Annotated in this window: 14 protein-coding genes; 12 read left to right on the forward strand and 2 right to left on the reverse strand. The window is 67.0% G+C overall.

Features of this window, described 5'->3' with window-relative positions:
- The first annotated feature begins 64 nt into the window (after positions 1 to 64).
- From hutI to hutU, 4 genes are read left to right on the forward strand one after another with little or no spacing between them, the layout of a single operon-like run.
- Positions 65 to 1,234, forward strand: a complete 1,170-nt coding sequence (hutI, locus tag H1343_RS01570; protein ID WP_218624081.1) for an imidazolonepropionase — start codon at positions 65 to 67, stop codon at positions 1,232 to 1,234.
- Positions 1,231 to 2,772: a histidine ammonia-lyase gene (gene hutH / locus H1343_RS01575; protein ID WP_185984238.1), complete on the forward strand. Its 1,542-nt coding sequence runs from the start codon at positions 1,231 to 1,233 to the stop codon at positions 2,770 to 2,772. Before hutI ends, hutH begins: the two co-directional genes overlap by 4 nt.
- Positions 2,769 to 3,566 carry an N-formylglutamate deformylase gene (hutG, locus tag H1343_RS01580; RefSeq protein WP_185984239.1) on the forward strand — a complete coding sequence of 266 codons (798 nt, stop codon included), beginning with the start codon at positions 2,769 to 2,771 and terminating at the stop codon, positions 3,564 to 3,566. The genes hutH and hutG overlap by 4 nt, the downstream gene beginning before the upstream one ends.
- 3 nt (positions 3,567 to 3,569) lie before the next feature.
- On the forward strand, positions 3,570 to 5,249 hold the full coding sequence (gene hutU / locus H1343_RS01585; RefSeq protein ID WP_185984240.1) for a urocanate hydratase: 1,680 nt from the start codon (positions 3,570 to 3,572) through the stop codon (positions 5,247 to 5,249).
- 24 nt (positions 5,250 to 5,273) lie between these two features.
- Here the strand turns inward: hutU and H1343_RS17130 are convergent, their stop codons facing one another.
- Complete coding sequence (locus tag H1343_RS17130; protein WP_343048889.1) at positions 5,274 to 5,549, reverse strand: aminotransferase class I/II-fold pyridoxal phosphate-dependent enzyme; 276 nt, start codon at positions 5,547 to 5,549, stop codon at positions 5,274 to 5,276.
- Between the two features lie 183 nt (positions 5,550 to 5,732).
- Here H1343_RS17130 and H1343_RS01590 point away from each other — a divergent pair, with 183 nt between their 5' ends.
- From H1343_RS01590 to H1343_RS01600, 3 genes are read left to right on the forward strand one after another with little or no spacing between them, the layout of a single operon-like run.
- Positions 5,733 to 6,356 (forward strand): (2Fe-2S)-binding protein, encoded by a 624-nt coding sequence (locus H1343_RS01590; protein ID WP_185984241.1) that lies wholly within the window; start codon positions 5,733 to 5,735, stop codon positions 6,354 to 6,356.
- A 2-nt stretch (positions 6,357 to 6,358) separates the two neighbouring features.
- The gene (locus tag H1343_RS01595) at positions 6,359 to 7,375 is read left to right on the forward strand and encodes an FAD binding domain-containing protein (RefSeq protein ID WP_185984242.1); all 1,017 of its coding nucleotides are present in this window, start codon (positions 6,359 to 6,361) and stop codon (positions 7,373 to 7,375) included.
- Positions 7,372 to 9,570 carry a xanthine dehydrogenase family protein molybdopterin-binding subunit gene (locus H1343_RS01600; protein ID WP_425484617.1) on the forward strand — a complete coding sequence of 733 codons (2,199 nt, stop codon included), beginning with the start codon at positions 7,372 to 7,374 and terminating at the stop codon, positions 9,568 to 9,570. Before H1343_RS01595 ends, H1343_RS01600 begins: the two co-directional genes overlap by 4 nt.
- Positions 9,571 to 9,863: 293 nt before the next feature.
- On the opposite strand, the gene nikR is transcribed toward H1343_RS01600, so the two are convergent.
- Positions 9,864 to 10,277 (reverse strand): nickel-responsive transcriptional regulator NikR, encoded by a 414-nt coding sequence (gene nikR / locus H1343_RS01605; protein ID WP_185984244.1) that lies wholly within the window; start codon positions 10,275 to 10,277, stop codon positions 9,864 to 9,866.
- A 100-nt stretch (positions 10,278 to 10,377) separates the two neighbouring features.
- Between nikR and nikA the strand changes: the two genes are divergently transcribed.
- From nikA to nikE, 5 genes are all read left to right on the forward strand, one after another.
- Positions 10,378 to 11,946, forward strand: coding sequence for a nickel ABC transporter substrate-binding protein (nikA, locus tag H1343_RS01610; RefSeq protein ID WP_185984245.1), 1,569 nt, complete (start codon positions 10,378 to 10,380; stop codon positions 11,944 to 11,946).
- A gap of 3 nt (positions 11,947 to 11,949) precedes the next feature.
- Positions 11,950 to 12,894 carry a nickel ABC transporter permease subunit NikB gene (gene nikB / locus H1343_RS01615; protein ID WP_185984246.1) on the forward strand — a complete coding sequence of 315 codons (945 nt, stop codon included), beginning with the start codon at positions 11,950 to 11,952 and terminating at the stop codon, positions 12,892 to 12,894.
- A 68-nt stretch (positions 12,895 to 12,962) separates the two neighbouring features.
- Positions 12,963 to 13,760 carry a nickel ABC transporter permease subunit NikC gene (gene nikC, locus H1343_RS01620; RefSeq protein ID WP_425484646.1) on the forward strand — a complete coding sequence of 266 codons (798 nt, stop codon included), beginning with the start codon at positions 12,963 to 12,965 and terminating at the stop codon, positions 13,758 to 13,760.
- Positions 13,757 to 14,545 (forward strand): ATP-binding cassette domain-containing protein, encoded by a 789-nt coding sequence (locus tag H1343_RS01625; RefSeq protein WP_185984248.1) that lies wholly within the window; start codon positions 13,757 to 13,759, stop codon positions 14,543 to 14,545. Before nikC ends, H1343_RS01625 begins: the two co-directional genes overlap by 4 nt.
- A complete protein-coding gene (nikE, locus tag H1343_RS01630) occupies positions 14,542 to 15,336 on the forward strand; it encodes a nickel import ATP-binding protein NikE (RefSeq protein ID WP_185984249.1) in 795 nt (264 codons plus the stop codon). Before H1343_RS01625 ends, nikE begins: the two co-directional genes overlap by 4 nt.
- The last annotated feature ends 50 nt before the right edge of the window (positions 15,337 to 15,386 follow it).

Below are 15,386 nucleotides of genomic sequence, written 5' to 3' on the forward strand. Positions count from 1 at the left end.
GGCTCAACCGATACGGAGGACCCCTGTGGCTCGACGCCTTCTGACCGATCTGACGCTGGCCACGATGGAGCCGGGCGGCGCACCATACGGGCTCGTAGAGGGTGGCGCGATCGCGATCGAGGACGGCCGGATCGCCTTTGCCGGGCGTGCCGCCGATCTCACTGACGACTGGCGCTGTGTCCGCGCGGAGGGTTTCGACGGGAGGCTCGCGACGCCGGCGCTGATTGACTGCCACACCCATCTCGTCTTCGGCGGAGACCGGGCGCGCGAGTTCGAGATGCGGCTCAACGGCGCCGCCTACGAGGAGATCGCGCGGGCCGGCGGCGGTATCGTCTCTTCGGTGAAGGCGACGCGCGCCGCCAGCGAGGACGCGCTTTTCGAAAGCGCCGCGCGCCGGCTCGACGCGCTTCTGGCAGAGGGCGTTTCGACGGTCGAGATCAAGTCCGGCTACGGGCTGACGATCGAAGACGAGCTCAAGATGCTGCGCGTGGCGCGGCGCCTCGGGGCCGAACGAGGGGTGCGCGTGCGCACCTCGTGGCTCGCGGCCCACGCGCTGCCACCCGAATACAAGGGCCGCGCGGACGAATACATCGCTGAAGTGGTGTTGCCGGGCATGGAGAAGGGCGCGGCCGAGGGGCTGATCGACGCCGTCGACGCGTTCTGCGAGGGGATCGCCTTCTCCATTGAGGAGACGCGGCGCGTCTTCAGCCACGCGCGCAGGCTCGGCCTGCCGGTGAAGCTGCACGCCGAGCAGCTTTCCGATCTCGGCGGGGCGGTGCTCGCGGCCGAGTTCGGCGCGCTTTCGGCCGATCATCTGGAGCATCTGTCGCCGGCCGGCGTCTCGGCGCTGGCGAAGTCCGGCACGGTCGCGACGCTCCTGCCGGGCGCCTACTACTTCCTGCGCGAGAGCGTGGCACCGCCCGTGGCGGCGCTGCGCGAGGCCGGGGTGCCGATGGCGCTCGCGACCGACTGCAACCCCGGGACCTCGCCCCTGACCTCACTCCTCCTCACCATGAACATGGGCGCGACACTCTTCCGCATGACGCCGGAGGAGACGCTGGCCGGGGTGACGCGCGAGGCAGCGCGCGCCCTCGGCCTGCAGGACGAGATCGGCACGCTCTCGCCCGGCAAGCTTGCCGAGATCGCGGTCTGGGACGTCGAGAGCCCGGCCGAGCTCTCCTATCGCATCGGGTTCAATCCGCTCCACGCGCTGGTGAAGGAGCCTTGCGCATGACCATCGTCCTCGACCCCGGCGCCGTGTCGCTCGCCACGCTGGAGCGCATCTATCGCGGCGCGGAAGCGGTGAGGCTCGCCCCATCCTGCGCGGCGCGCGTCGCGGCGGGCGCCGAACGCATCGCCGAGATCGCCGGCGGGGATGCGGCCGTCTACGGCATCAACACGGGCTTCGGAAAGCTCGCCTCGGTACGCATCGCGCCCGGCGACGTCGAGACGCTCCAGCGCAACCTCATTCTCTCTCATTGCTGCGGCGTCGGCGAGCCGCTCGCGCCCGAGATCGTGCGGCTCGTGATGGCCGCGAAGCTGATCTCGCTCGGGCGCGGCGCGTCCGGTGTGCGGCCCGTCGTCGTGGAACTGATCGAGGCGATGCTGGAGAAGGGGCTTTTGCCGGTGATCCCCGGTCAGGGTTCCGTCGGCGCCTCGGGGGACCTCGCGCCACTCGCCCACATGGCCGCGGCGATGATCGGCGAGGGGGAGGTGAGCGTCGACGGCGCGGCCCGTCCTGCGGCCGAGGCGCTGCGCGCGGCGGGGCTGGAACCGGTGACGCTCGCCGCCAAGGAAGGGCTCGCCCTCATCAACGGCACGCAGGTCTCGACGGCGCTGGCGCTGGCCGGTCTCTTCCGGGCCCATCGCGCCGCGCAGGCCGCGCTCGTCACCGGAGCGCTGTCTACCGATGCGGCGATGGGATCATCTGCGCCGTTCCACCCCGAGATCCACACGCTGCGCGGCCATCGCGGGCAGATCGAGGCGGCGGGTGCGCTGCGCGCGCTTCTGGAGGGTTCTGAGATTCGCGAGAGCCACCTGACCGGCGACGAGCGCGTGCAGGACCCCTACTGCATCCGCTGCCAGCCGCAGGTCGACGGAGCCTGTCTCGACCTTCTGCGGCAGGCGGCGGCAACACTCGTTATCGAAGCCAACGCCGTCACCGACAATCCGCTGATCCTCTCGGACGGCTCGGTCGTCTCGGGCGGCAATTTCCACGCCGAGCCCGTGGCGCTCGCCGCCGACCAGATCGCGCTCGCGGTCTGCGAGATCGGCGCCATCGCGCAGCGCCGCATCGCGCTCCTCGTCGACCCGGCGCTGTCCTTCGGCCTGCCGGCGTTCCTAGCGAAGAACCCCGGACTCAACTCCGGGATGATGATCGCCGAAGTAACCTCCGCGGCGCTGATGAGCGAGAACAAGCAGATGGCGCATCCGGCTAGCGTCGATTCGACGCCCACCTCCGCCAATCAGGAGGACCACGTCTCGATGGCCTGCCACGGCGCGCGGCGGCTTCTCCTGATGACGCAGAACCTTGCCAGCATCGTCGGCATCGAGGCGCTGACGGCCGCGCAGGGGCTGGAGTTCCGCGCGCCGCTGACGACGTCCCCGGAACTGGCGCGCGCACATGCGGCGATCCGCGCCGTCGTGCCCTCGCTCGACGAGGACCGGTACATGGCCGGCGATCTCGCGGCGGCGGGCGATCTCGTCGCTTCCGGCGCGCTGGCCGGCACAGTTTCGCCGGACATCCTGCCGAATCTGGAGAGCGTCGCTTGAGCCCGTTCGAAATCCGACGGGGTTCGTCCCCGGTCATTCTCGGCCTGCCGCACACCGGCACGGACGTGCCGCCGGACGTGTTCGAGGCGCTGAACGAAGAGGGCCGACGCCTTCGCGACACCGACTGGCACATCCACCGCCTCTATGACGGCCTCCTGCCGGAGGTCACCACCGTGCGCGCGACGTTCCATCGTTATGTCGTCGACGCCAACCGCGACCCCTCGGGCGTCAGCCTCTATCCCGGTCAGAACACGACGGGCGTGGTGCCGACGACGGATTTCGACGGAAACGCCATCTGGCGTGAGGAACCCGACGAGGCCGAGATCGCGCGGCGGATCGAGGCGTTCCACAGGCCCTATCACGAGGCGCTTGCGGCCGAGATCGAACGGGTGCGCGGCGTCCACGGCGTTGCCATCCTCTACGACTGCCACTCCATCCGCTCGCAGATCCCCTTCCTCTTTGAGGGGCGGCTGCCGGACTTCAACATCGGGACGGACGGCGGCAAGACCTGCGATCGGCGTGTGGAGGCATCGGTCGTCGAGGCCACCGCCGCCGCCGCGCCGGCCTATACCAGCGTCCTCAACGGCCGGTTCCGCGGCGGCTGGACGACGCGCCGTTACGGACGGCCGCAAGATGGCGTCCACGCGATCCAGATGGAGTTGGCGCAGGCGACGCACCTCGCCAGCGAGACGCTGCCCTTCGACTACGATGCGCACAAGGCCGAGCCGCTGCGCACCATCCTCTCCACGATCCTCAAGCGCCTCGAGGCGCTGGCGCCCGCGCTGAAAGGCTGAAGAATGTCCCTCATCGATCGTCGTCACAACGCGCGCACCGTGCGCGCCGCCACGGGACCTGAGCTTTCGGCCAGGAGCTGGCTCACCGAGGCGCCGCTGCGCATGCTGATGAACAATCTCGACCCGGAGGTGGCCGAGAACCCGAACGAGCTCGTCGTCTATGGCGGCATCGGGCGCGCGGCCCGCACCTGGGACGATTTCGACAAGATCGTATCGGCCCTGCGCGAACTGTCCGAGGAGGAGACGCTGCTCGTCCAGTCCGGCAAGCCGGTCGGCGTCTTCCGCACCCACAGGGACGCGCCGCGCGTCCTCATCGCCAATTCCAACCTCGTGCCGCACTGGGCGACCTGGGACCATTTCAACGAGCTCGATAAGAAGGGGCTGGCCATGTACGGCCAGATGACCGCGGGCTCCTGGATCTACATCGGCACGCAGGGCATCGTGCAGGGCACCTACGAGACCTTCGTGGAGGCCGGGCGCCAGCACTACGGCGGCGATCTCAAGGGCAAGTGGGTGCTGACGGCAGGCCTCGGCGGAATGGGCGGCGCGCAGCCGCTGGCCGCCGTCATGGCGGGCGCCTCGTGCCTCGCGATCGAGTGCAACCCGGATTCCATCGATTTCCGCCTGCGCACCCGCTATGTCGACGAGCGGGCCGATACGCTGGACGAGGCGATGGCGATGATCGAGCGCTGGACCGCCGCCGGGGAGGCGAAGTCCGTCGGGCTCCTCGGCAACGCCGCCGAAATCCTGCCGCAGATGGTGGCGCGCGGCATCCGCCCCGACATCGTCACCGACCAGACATCGGCGCACGACCCGGTCAATGGCTATCTGCCGGCCGGTTGGACGATGGGCGAGTGGCGTTCGACGCGCGAGAGCGATCCGAAGGCCGTGGAGAAGGCGGCCCGCGCCTCGATGCGCACCCATGTCGAGGCGATGCTCGCCTTCCACGCGGCCGGCGTTCCGACGCTCGACTACGGCAACAACATCCGGCAGGTCGCAAAGGACGAGGGGCTGGAGAACGCCTTCGATTTCCCCGGCTTCGTCCCGGCCTATATCCGCCCACTCTTCTGCCGGGGCGTCGGCCCGTTCCGCTGGGCCGCGCTCTCGGGCGACCCGGAGGACATCTACAAGACCGACGCGAAGGTGAAGGAACTGCTGCCCGACAACCATCACCTGCATCGCTGGCTCGACATGGCGCGCGAGCGCATCGCCTTCCAGGGCCTGCCGGCCCGCATCTGCTGGGTGGGGCTGGGCGACCGGCACAAGCTCGGCCTCGCCTTCAACGAGATGGTGGCGAACGGCGAATTGAAGGCACCCGTCGTCATCGGCCGCGATCATCTGGACTCGGGCTCCGTCGCCTCGCCGAACCGCGAAACGGAGGCGATGAAGGACGGCTCGGACGCGGTCTCCGACTGGCCGCTCCTCAACGCGCTCCTCAACACGGCATCCGGCGCGACGTGGGTCTCGCTGCATCACGGCGGCGGCGTCGGCATGGGCTTCTCGCAGCATTCGGGCATGGTGATCTGCGCGGACGGCTCGGACGATGCCGCGCGGCGCCTGGAGCGCGTCCTGTGGAACGATCCGGCGACGGGCGTCATGCGCCACGCCGATGCCGGCTACGACATCGCGCTCGACTGCGCCCGAGAGAAGGGGCTGAACCTGCCCGCCATTCTCGGGAACTGAGCGGTGGCCGTCACGCACCTTCGCTCAGGCGACGATCGTCGCATGGTCTGGGAGAACGGTGCGAGCGCGGCCGTCGCGGCGACTTGCGCTGCCGCATTCACGTCGAAAGGGCGACCTCGCCGCTTCGATCAGCCGGCGCACGTCCGGGCTCGAGCAGATCACATAGCCGGTACGAAGGCCCGCAAGCCCGTATGCCTTCGAGAAGATCCTGGGAACGACCCAGTCGATTCCGTCGCCCGATCGCGTCAGGCGCTCGATTGATCGGCCCCAGGCAGGCTTCTGGCAAGGCAGTCCTACCACCGGCGTCCAGACCGCTGCTGAGCGGGGCCTGCTAACTCACTCAAGCGCTTTGCGAAAGCGAGCTGATCGGATCGCATCGAACTGCGATCGGATCTGCATAGCGCTCTGCGTTCCTCTCGGTGTTGATGTCAGACATCAGCATCAGAACTTCGATTGAGTTCTCTACCACACGGATCGTTTGAGATGAGCGACAATCCAGACGAAAAGAGCGGCCATTCTCCCAACCGGCGGCGATTCCTTATCGGATCAGCGCTGACGGGAACCGTTCCCCTGCTTCCACGCGAGGCATTGTCGCAGACGACGGGGCGCGCCTCCGCCGCGCAAGATAACAGTGTGCCCGTCGACGTCGATCTTCACGTGAACGACCGGATGCACCGAGTGGCCGTCGACGTCCGGACAACTCTTCTGGACGCACTTCGCGAACATCTCGGGCTGACCGGCGTCAAGAAGGGGTGCGACCATGGCCAGTGCGGGGCCTGCACCGTCCTCGTCGAAGGCCGACGCGAACTCTCGTGCCTGACACTTGCTGTTTCGGTCGGCCGAAGAGAGGTCACGACGATCGAGGGCCTGGCTGCTCCGGAAGGCGCCCTGCATCCCATGCAGCAGGCCTTCGTCGACCACGATGCCTTCCAGTGCGGATATTGTACGCCCGGCCAGATCCTGTCCGCGATCGGCTGCGTCCAGGAAGGCCACGCCGGCTCGCCGTCCGAAATCAGGGAGTACATGAGCGGGAACATCTGCCGGTGCGCCGCCTATCCCAATATCGTCGCGGCCGTCACGCAGGCGCGCGACGAAATGGCGGGTTGATCATGCGACCTTTTCAGTACTCACGACCGTCATCCACCCCGGAAGCAATGCTGGAGGTGCGGAACATTCTCGCGGCCGGGTCGCTATCGTCCGCGTCGTTCCTCGCAGGCGGCACGACGCTTCTCGACCTGATGAAACTGGATGTCGTGCGTCCCGACCGGATCATCGATCTCGGCGCTCTTGCCAGCGAGTTCGGCGCCGTGCGGCGAGATGGTTCTTCGCTGCGCCTCGGTGCCTTCGCAAAGATGGCCGAGGTGGCCGCGCATCCCGACGTTACTGCCGAGTACCCGGTCATCGCGGAGAGCCTGCGGCTTGCGGCGAGCGCGCAACTGCGCAACATGGCGAGCCTCGGCGGCAACGTGCTTCAGCGCACGCGCTGCGCCTACTTTCGCAACCCTTCCTGGGAAGCCTGCAACAAGCGGACACCGGGAAGCGGATGCGCCGCGCGCGATGGCGCGAACCGCATGCATGCCGTTCTGGGCACGAGCGAGGATTGCATCGCGACATACCCGGGCGACTTCGCGCAGGCTCTCCTCGCTCTCGACGCCTCGGTCGCGATCATCGGCCCCCGAGGCAACCGCACCATCGCCTTCGCTTCGCTGCACCGACGGCCCGACGCGACCCCGCATGTCGAGACGAGCCTGGAGCCCGGCGAAATCATTGCGGAGTTCATCGTTCCAGCCGCCGCCTGGACGCGCCGGTCGCTCTATCTGAAGATCCGGGATCGGCAATCCTACGAATTCGCCGTAGCCTCGGTCGCGGTCGGACTGGATCTCGATGACGGGATGGTTCGCGAGGCGCGTATCGCACTCGGGGGGCTCGCGACCGTTCCCTGGCGAGCGCAGGAAGCCGAAGACGCATTGCAGGGGCGCCCGCTCACGGAGGAAGCCGCGCGCGCTGCTGCTCTCGTGGCTTTTCGGGGCGCGGTTCGCCAATCTCACAACGCGTTCAAAATCACGATCGGCCAGGCGGCACTGGTGCGCGCGCTCCTTCAGGCTGCGTCGATGGAGATTCGATGATGAGCGAGACCCTGTTTCCAGAACCGACCGGAACCATGGGTCAGGCCGTTCCGCGCTACGAGGCGCGCGCGAAGGTGACCGGCGGCGCGAATTACCCCAGCGACGTGCGGCTCGCGCGGACCGTCCACGCCTATCTTCATACGAGCCGGATCGGACGCGGCACCATTCGCGGCTTCGATCTCGAAGCAGCAAGAGCGGTTCCGGGCGTCATCGACATCCTGACGCACGAGACGATCGGCGGTCAGGTTCGGCCGGTGCCGGCCATCTATGCCGGCGGATACGCTTCGGATTCGGTCCTGCCCCTCGGCTCGGCCGAGATCGCCCATTGGGGACAGCCGATCGCGCTCGTCCTCGCCGAAACCTACGAGGCCGCCCGCGAGGCCGCGAACCGGATCGGCGTCAGCTACGAGGAACATCGCGCACTGGCCGTGGATCTTAACTCCGACCAGGCGAGCCCGCAGGAGCTGGAGCCGATGGCCCTTGCGGTGGGGGATTTCGCGGCGGCCTATGATACGGCGCCGGTGACGATCGACGCCTTCTACACCACCCCAGCGCAACACCAGAACCCGATGGAGCTCTTCGCCACGCAATGCGTCTGGGAAGGCGATCGGCTGACCGTCTACGAGCCAAGCCAGTACGTGAACAACGTCAAGTTCGGGCTGGCCGAGCAACTCGGCATCGATGCCGACCGGATCCGTGTCATCAGTACCTATGTCGGGGGTGCATTCGGCGCTAAGGGGTTCCTGACGCAGCGCACGGCGCTGGTGGCGGTCGCCGCGCGGCGTCTCGGACGTCCTGTCAAGCTGGTTGCGACGCGCGAACAGGGTTTCACCGTTTCCGGATATCGGGCCGAGAGCCGGCACCATGTCCAGCTGGGGGCCGACCGTGACGGCCAGCTCACGGCGATGCGGCACGAAGGATGGGAACTGACCTCGCGTGCCGACACGGTCGCGATGGCGGGGGTGTCAATGACGGCGAGGCTTTACGCCTGCCCGAACATCGCGGGGCGGGTGAACGCCGTTGCTGCAGATCGCTCGACCCCCGGCTTCATGCGAGCGCCCGGCGAGATGCCCTACGCCTTCGCGCTGGAGACGGCATTGGACGAGCTTGCCTATGAACTCGACATGGACCCGATCGAGTTGCGCCGCGTCAACGATACGCAGACCGAGCCGGTCGGCGGTCTGCCTTACACGAGCCGCTCGCTGATGCGCTGCTTCGACGAGGCTGCCGCGGCCTTCGGATGGGGCGGGCGGTCGCCGCAGCCCGGATCGATGCGGGATGGTGATTGGCTGGTCGGATGGGGATGCGCCGGCGCCTTCTATCCGGCCTATGCCGGCGATTCGGCAGCGCGTGTCCGGCTCTCGGCGGACGGGCGGGTGCACGTCTCGAGCGCGGGGCACGAACTCGGCCAGGGCATGTACACGATGATGGCTCAGGTGGCGGCCGAGGAGCTGGGCGTTCCCGTCGATCGGGTGACGGTCGCGCTCGGTGATACGGACCTTCCCCCCGCCATCGTCGCGGGGGGATCGGCGTCGACGGCCAGCGTCGCGCCCGCCATCATGGCCGCATGCGACGCCATCCGCGGGCGCCTCGGCATCGAAGCCGGTTCCGACGTTCTGTCGGCGCTGGAGGCTTCAGGTATCGGAACGATCGAGGAATTCGCCGAGTCGCGCGCCCCCGGCAACCCGCCGGACAGCATCCAACGCCTCTATCGTGGAGCGGCGAGCCCCAACGGTGGCGTGCATCTTGCCGATCGCGTCCAGTTCGCCCTGGGAGCCCAGTTCGTCGAGGTTCGCGTCCATGCGCGCACGCGCGAGATTCGTCTGCCGCGCGCTATCGGCGCCTTCGCCGCGGGTCGGATCATCAACCCCCGCACGGCCCACGGTCAACTCGTCGGCGGCATGATCTGGGGCATCGGGTCCGCGCTCCACGAGCACAGTGAGATCGACGGACGGAACGCGAGTTACATCAACGCGAACCTTGCGGATTATCTCCTGCCAGTGAACGCCGACGTCATCGATGTGCAGGCGATCATGGTCCCGGAGGAAGATCGGCTCGTGAACAGTGCGGGTGTGAAGGGTGTGGGGGAGATCGGAGTCGTCGGTGTCGCGGCAGCCATTTCCAACGCCGTGTTCCACGCCACCGGACGACGCCTCCGCGATCTCCCGATCAGACTTGAGCACATCGACGCCTGAACAGGTTCTGCCGGTCTCGAACGAGCCAATCGCCTTTACCCTTGAGCATGCGAAGAACGGCGCGCTGGTGGCCTAAGGCCGATCGATCCGGTGAATCGACCGGCGCGAGAACGGGCGTTGCGGAAGCGAAGGTCCGTTCGATGGAAGAAGGCTACGCCGTCGCGGACTTCAGCCCCAATACGGTGGTGTTGCAGGATGCGCCGAAAAAATGGTGAAGCCCGTCCATCGCCGCGTGGTGGTTCGGCGCCCCATCACGCTTGGCCATTGAAGCCATCCGCTTCGACGGTCTGACCTCACCTCGCGCTGCCCGGCTGCGGAACGATCTTGAGTTCGCCATAGGCGACGGCACGCTGCGAGATGATCGTGTCGGCGAAGTGTCGCACCTCGTCGCCCTGTCCCTTGAGCACGCTGATTTCCAGACACCGAGATGCATCCAGATGGACATGAAGCGACGCGACGGAGATATCGCGGTGATGGTGATGGGATGTCGTCAGGCGGCGAGCTAGATCCCGTGCCTCGTGATCGTAGACGTAGCTGAGAACGCCGACGCACTCTCCGACTTCGCCGGCCTTCTGTGCGGCCGTCCGCAGGCCCAGCCTTGTTAGATCCCGGATCGCCTCGGACCGGTTGGGATAACCGTCGCGCTCGATCATCCGGTCGAGCTCGCCCATCAATTCGTCGTCGATGGTGATCGTCATGCGTTGCAATCGATTGCTCCTGGGGTCGAAGGCAGGAAAGGGCTGGACGGCCTACGAGTATGATGATTTTTCTGTTTCGTCATACTAACGATTGCTTCAGGACACGGTCGTGCGCTCGTTCCCCAGCCTCTTTCTTGCGGCCTGCATTCTCTCGGCTTCCCTGTCCGCAAGCCCGGCTGCCGAGCGCCTGAACTTCTCCTGGCCGGTGAATGTCGGCCCGCTCAATCCGCATCTCTACTCCCCGAACCAGATGTTCGCCCAGAGCATGGTTTACGAGCCCCTCGTCAAATACCAGCGTAACGGAACGCTGGCCCCCTGGCTCGCCCAGTCCTGGGAGATTTCCGAGGATGGGCGGGTGTACACCTTTCACCTGCGCGAAGGCGTCACCTTCTCGAACGGCGAGCCGTTCGACGCCGCGGCGGTGGTCGCGAACATCGATGCCGTGCTGGCGGTGAGGGAGCAGCACAACTGGCTGGAACTCGCCAATCAGATCGAGACGGCGGAAGCTCTGGACCCCGGAACGGTGCGCCTGACATTGAAGGACGCCTACTATCCGATCCTCGAGGAACTCGCCCTGCCGCGTCCTTTCCGATTTGTCGCGCCGTCGCAGTTCGTCGACGGCGGCACGAAGGACGGGATTGAGGCACCGATCGGCACCGGCCCGTGGGTTTTGCAGGAGACGCGCCTCGGCGAGCACGATCTCTTCCGGCGCAACAAAACCTATTGGGGTGACGAGCCGGCCTTCGACGAGGTGAACGTCAAGGTGATCCCGGATCCGAACACCCGCGCCGTTGCGATGGAGACGGGCGAGATCGACCTGATCTACGGCACGGAAGGCCCGATTTCGCCCGATACCTTCGAGCGCTTCAGGGCGGCGGGCCAGTTCACGACCGAGCTGTCGCAGCCGATCGAGACGCGCGTCTTCGCGCTGAACACCGATCGCGGACCGACAGGCGACCTTGCCGTGCGGCGGGCGATCAACCACGCGATCGACAAGGATACGATGATCGCGACGGTTCTCTACGGCACGCAGGAGCGCGCAGATGCCTTGTTCTCGCCGCGCGTGCCCTATGCCGATGTCGGTCTCGAACCCTACGCCTACGATCCGGAAGGGGCGGTGCGTCTGCTCGAAGACGCCGGCTGGGCCGCGCAGGGCGACGGCGTCAGGGAGCGCGATGGCGAGCCGCTCGTCATCGAGCTGAACTACTTCGGCACCGACGCGGTGGTCCGGTCGATCGCCGAAGTCATCCAGGCGGATCTCGCGCGGGTGGGCATCGGCATCACGCTTGTGGGCGAGGAGGAGAGCAGCGTCTACGCGCGCCAGCGCGACGGTCGCTTCGGCATGATCCTCAACCAGACATGGGGCGCGCCCTTCGATCCGCACGCCTTCTTCTCCTCCATGCGGGTGCCCTCCCACGCCGACTATCAGGCCCAGCTCGGCCTGGCCGACAAGGACGAGATCGACGCGGAGATCGGCGAGGTCCTGACGACGAGCGACGAGGCGGAGCGAACGGCACTCTATGCCGACATCCTGACGCGGCTTCATGAAGAGGCGGTCTATCTGCCGCTCACCTTCACCAACATCATGGCGGTCGCCCGTCCGGAACTCGGGGCGATCCCCTTCGGAGCCATGGCGAGCGACATTCCGTTCGAGGACATCCGACCCGAGGGTCGTTGACGCATGGCGGGTTTCGTCCTCCGGCGCGTCCTGCTTCTCGTGCCGATGCTGTTCGCCGCCTCGCTGGTCATCTTCCTGCTGCTGCGCCTCGGCCCCAGCGATCCGGCATTGGATTACCTGCGCCTGTCGCGCGTGCCGCCCACGCCTCAGGCGCTGGAAGAGGCCCGCATCCTTCTCGGCCTCGACCGGCCGATCGCCGTCCAGTATCTAGACTGGCTCCGGGGGGCGCTTCAGCTCGATTTCGGGGTCTCCTACGCGACGCGCAGACCGGTGCTCCCGGATCTCCTCCACTATCTGCCGGCGACGCTCCAGCTTGCCGGCGTCGCCCTTCTGCTCACACTCTGCGTGTCGATCCCGCTCGGCATGTGGGCCGCGCGTCATCGCGATCGCATGCCGGATCAGATCGTTCGCCTCGTCGCCTTCGTCGGCGTGTCGATGCCGAATTTCTGGCTCGGCTTCCTGCTGGTCCTCTTCTTCTCCGTCCATCTCGGCTGGCTCCCGGCCATGGGGCGTGGAAGCTGGGCGCATCTCATCATGCCGGCCATCGCCATCTCGCTGATGTCGCTCGCCATCAACGCGCGGATGCTGCGCGCCTCCATGCTCGAGGTGGCCGGGCAGCGCCACGTGATCTATGCGAGGCTCAGGGGCCTAGGCGAGCGGCGGGTGGAGCGCAGTCACGTCCTGCGCAACGCGCTCCTGCCCATCATCACCGCGACGGGCATGCATATCGGCGAGCTGATCGGCGGCACGCTCATCATCGAAAGCATCTTCGGCTGGCCCGGCATCGGGCGATACGCGGTCGCTGCCATCTTCAACCGCGACTATCCCGTGATCCAGGGCTTTGCGCTTCTGATGGTCGCGATCTTCGTGATCTGCAATCTCGTCGTGGACATCATCTACGCCTATGCCGACCCGCGCATCCGTCTGTCAGCGGAGGGGGTCGAGTGAGCGAGCTCGTCGTGCGCGGAGACCAGAGGACAGCAGGCCGTCGCCAGGCGCTCGGCCGCACCGGACGGATCGGACTCCTGCTCGCGCTCGTCATCATCGCGGCCGCCATCTTCGGCCCGTGGCTCAGTCCTCACGATCCGGACGCCGTGAACCTGGCCGCCCGCCTTCAGGAGCCGAGCGCCACCCACTGGCTCGGCACCGATCACCTCGGGCGCGACATCCTCTCGCGACTGATCGTGGGAGCCGGCGTCTCGCTCGGCTCCGTCGCCGCGACGCTCTCGCTGATCCTCGCGCTCGGTATCGTGATCGGCGGCACGTCCGGCTTCATCGGCGGGCGGACCGATCAGATCATCATGCGCTGCACCGACGTGTTCCTGACCTTTCCCACGCTCGTCCTCGCGCTGTTCATGGTCGGCATGCTCGGAACGGGGCTCGTCAACGTGATCCTGGCGATCGCGCTGTCGCACTGGGCCTGGTACGCGCGGATCGTGCGCGGCATCGTCCTGTCGCTGAAGCACCGCGATTTCATCCTCGCCTCCCGCCTTTCCGGAATGAGCGGTGCTCGCATTTTCGCAACGCACCTCCTGCCGGCGACCCTCTCGCAGCTCGTCGTTCTCGCGACGCTCGATATCGGCCACATCATGCTGCATGTCTCCGCTCTGTCCTTCCTCGGGCTCGGGGTCGCGGCGCCGACGGCCGAATGGGGCGTGATGCTGAACGATGCGCGCCAGTTCGTCTGGACCGAGCCGCATCTGATGATCTGGCCGGGTCTAGCGCTCTTCCTGTCGGTGATGGCGTTCAATCTTCTCGGCGACGCCATCCGCGACCGCCTCGATCCGACCTTGCGCATGGAGCACGCCCATTGACCGCCGACCGGCTCGAGATCGAGGCGCTGACCGTCCAGACAAGACGGCAGGGCGATATCCGGACGTTGGTCGACAGCGTTCGCCTGGCTCTCAACCAAGGCGAGGTCCTGGCGCTTGTGGGTGCCAGCGGTTCGGGCAAGTCGCTGACCTGCGCGGGTGCTCTCGGCGTTCTGCCGCCGGGGGCGTGGCGTGCGTGCGGGCGGGTGACGATCGGGGGCCAGGAGCGGTCGCCGGAGGAGATGCGCGGTCGCCTCGTCGCCACGATTCTCCAGAACCCGCGCAGTGCCTTCAACCCCGTGAAGACCATGGGAGCTCATGCGCGCGAGACGCTCGATGCTCTGAACGTGCCGAAGGCGAAGTGGGACGATATCACCCGTGCGGCGATGGCCGACGCCGGGCTCGATGATGCGACGCACATTCTGCGGCTCCATCCCTTCGAAATGAGCGGTGGCATGCTCCGGCGCATGATGATCGCGCTCGCCTTGATGGTGGACGCCCCGTTCCTCTTCGCGGATGAGCCGACCACGGATCTCGATCTCGTCATCCAGCGCGAGATCCTCGATCTCCTCGATCGCCTCAGGGCCGAGCGCGGTCTCGGCATATTGCTCGTCACGCACGACATGGGCGTCGTCGCCCGCCTCGCGGACCGCGTGTCGGTGATGGCGGACGGCCGCATCGTCGACGAGGACACGGTGATGAAGGCCTTTCACAGACCTTCCCATCCGACGACGCGCGCTCTGGTTGAGGCGCATCTGTCGCTCTACGACCCGGAGCTCGCGGCTTGAGCGTCCTGACTGCGCGGAACGTCTCGCACGCCTACAGGACCTTCTCGCTCGTCGGCGCATCGAATCGCAAGACCGTTCTCGACCATGTATCCATGGAGATCGCAGCCGGCCAAACGGTGGCGCTTCTCGGTCGCAGCGGTTGCGGAAAGAGCACGCTGGCACGCCTCCTCGTCGGTCTCGAAAGACCGGACGAAGGCGAGGTCCTGTTCGAAGGCCGACCGGTCGACGCGCTTTCGAGGGAGGAGTTGCGGGCGTTCCGCCGTTCGGTGCAGATGGTGTTCCAGGACGCAGTCGGTGCCGTCGATCCGCGCCTGACGGTGGGCGAGATCGTCGCACAGCCGCTTCGTCACCTCTTGCGGCTCGATCGTGCCGAATGCAGGAGCAGAACGGCGCGGTTGCTTGGTCTGGTCGGGCTTGATCGCAGCGATGCCGACAAGCTCCCGGGCAGGATGAGCGGCGGTCAGTTGCAACGTGTCTGCATCGCCCGCGCGCTTGCGCCGGAGCCGCAGCTGATCGTCCTCGACGAAGCGGTGTCCAACCTCGACCTGCATCTCCAGATCCGGATGATCGACCTTTTCGACGCCCTGAGGCGAGAGACCGGCGTCTCCTATCTGTTCGTCACCCATGACCTGCGTCTCGTCGAGCGCTTCTGCTCGCGCGTCGTCGTCATGGACGCGGGGAGAATTCAGGAGGCGGCAGACGTATCGCGGCCGCTGGCGCTGACCTCTTCGGCGGGTCGTGCCTTGCACGAAGCGGTGCTGCCGGCGATGCCCGCGCTGAGGCAGACATGATTCAGGCTCGGGCCTGCTCCTGCGTCCAAGCCGCCGGAACAGGCCGATCG

The organism is Aureimonas mangrovi (assembly GCF_014058705.1).
Lineage (GTDB): Bacteria > Pseudomonadota > Alphaproteobacteria > Rhizobiales > Rhizobiaceae > Aureimonas > Aureimonas mangrovi.

Excerpts from the sequence above, each read along its gene's own strand:
- hutU (WP_185984240.1), top strand. The coding sequence starts at position 3,570 with ATGTCCCTCATCGATCGTCGTCACAACGCGCGCACCGTGCGCGCCGCC.
- hutI (WP_218624081.1), top strand. The coding sequence starts at position 65 with ATGGAGCCGGGCGGCGCACCATACGGGCTCGTAGAGGGTGGCGCGATC.
- H1343_RS01595 (WP_185984242.1), top strand. The coding sequence starts at position 6,359 with ATGCGACCTTTTCAGTACTCACGACCGTCATCCACCCCGGAAGCAATG.
- hutH (WP_185984238.1), top strand. The coding sequence starts at position 1,231 with ATGACCATCGTCCTCGACCCCGGCGCCGTGTCGCTCGCCACGCTGGAG.
- nikB (WP_185984246.1), top strand. The coding sequence starts at position 11,950 with ATGGCGGGTTTCGTCCTCCGGCGCGTCCTGCTTCTCGTGCCGATGCTG.
- H1343_RS01590 (WP_185984241.1), top strand. The coding sequence starts at position 5,733 with ATGAGCGACAATCCAGACGAAAAGAGCGGCCATTCTCCCAACCGGCGG.
- H1343_RS01600 (WP_425484617.1), top strand. The coding sequence starts at position 7,372 with ATGATGAGCGAGACCCTGTTTCCAGAACCGACCGGAACCATGGGTCAG.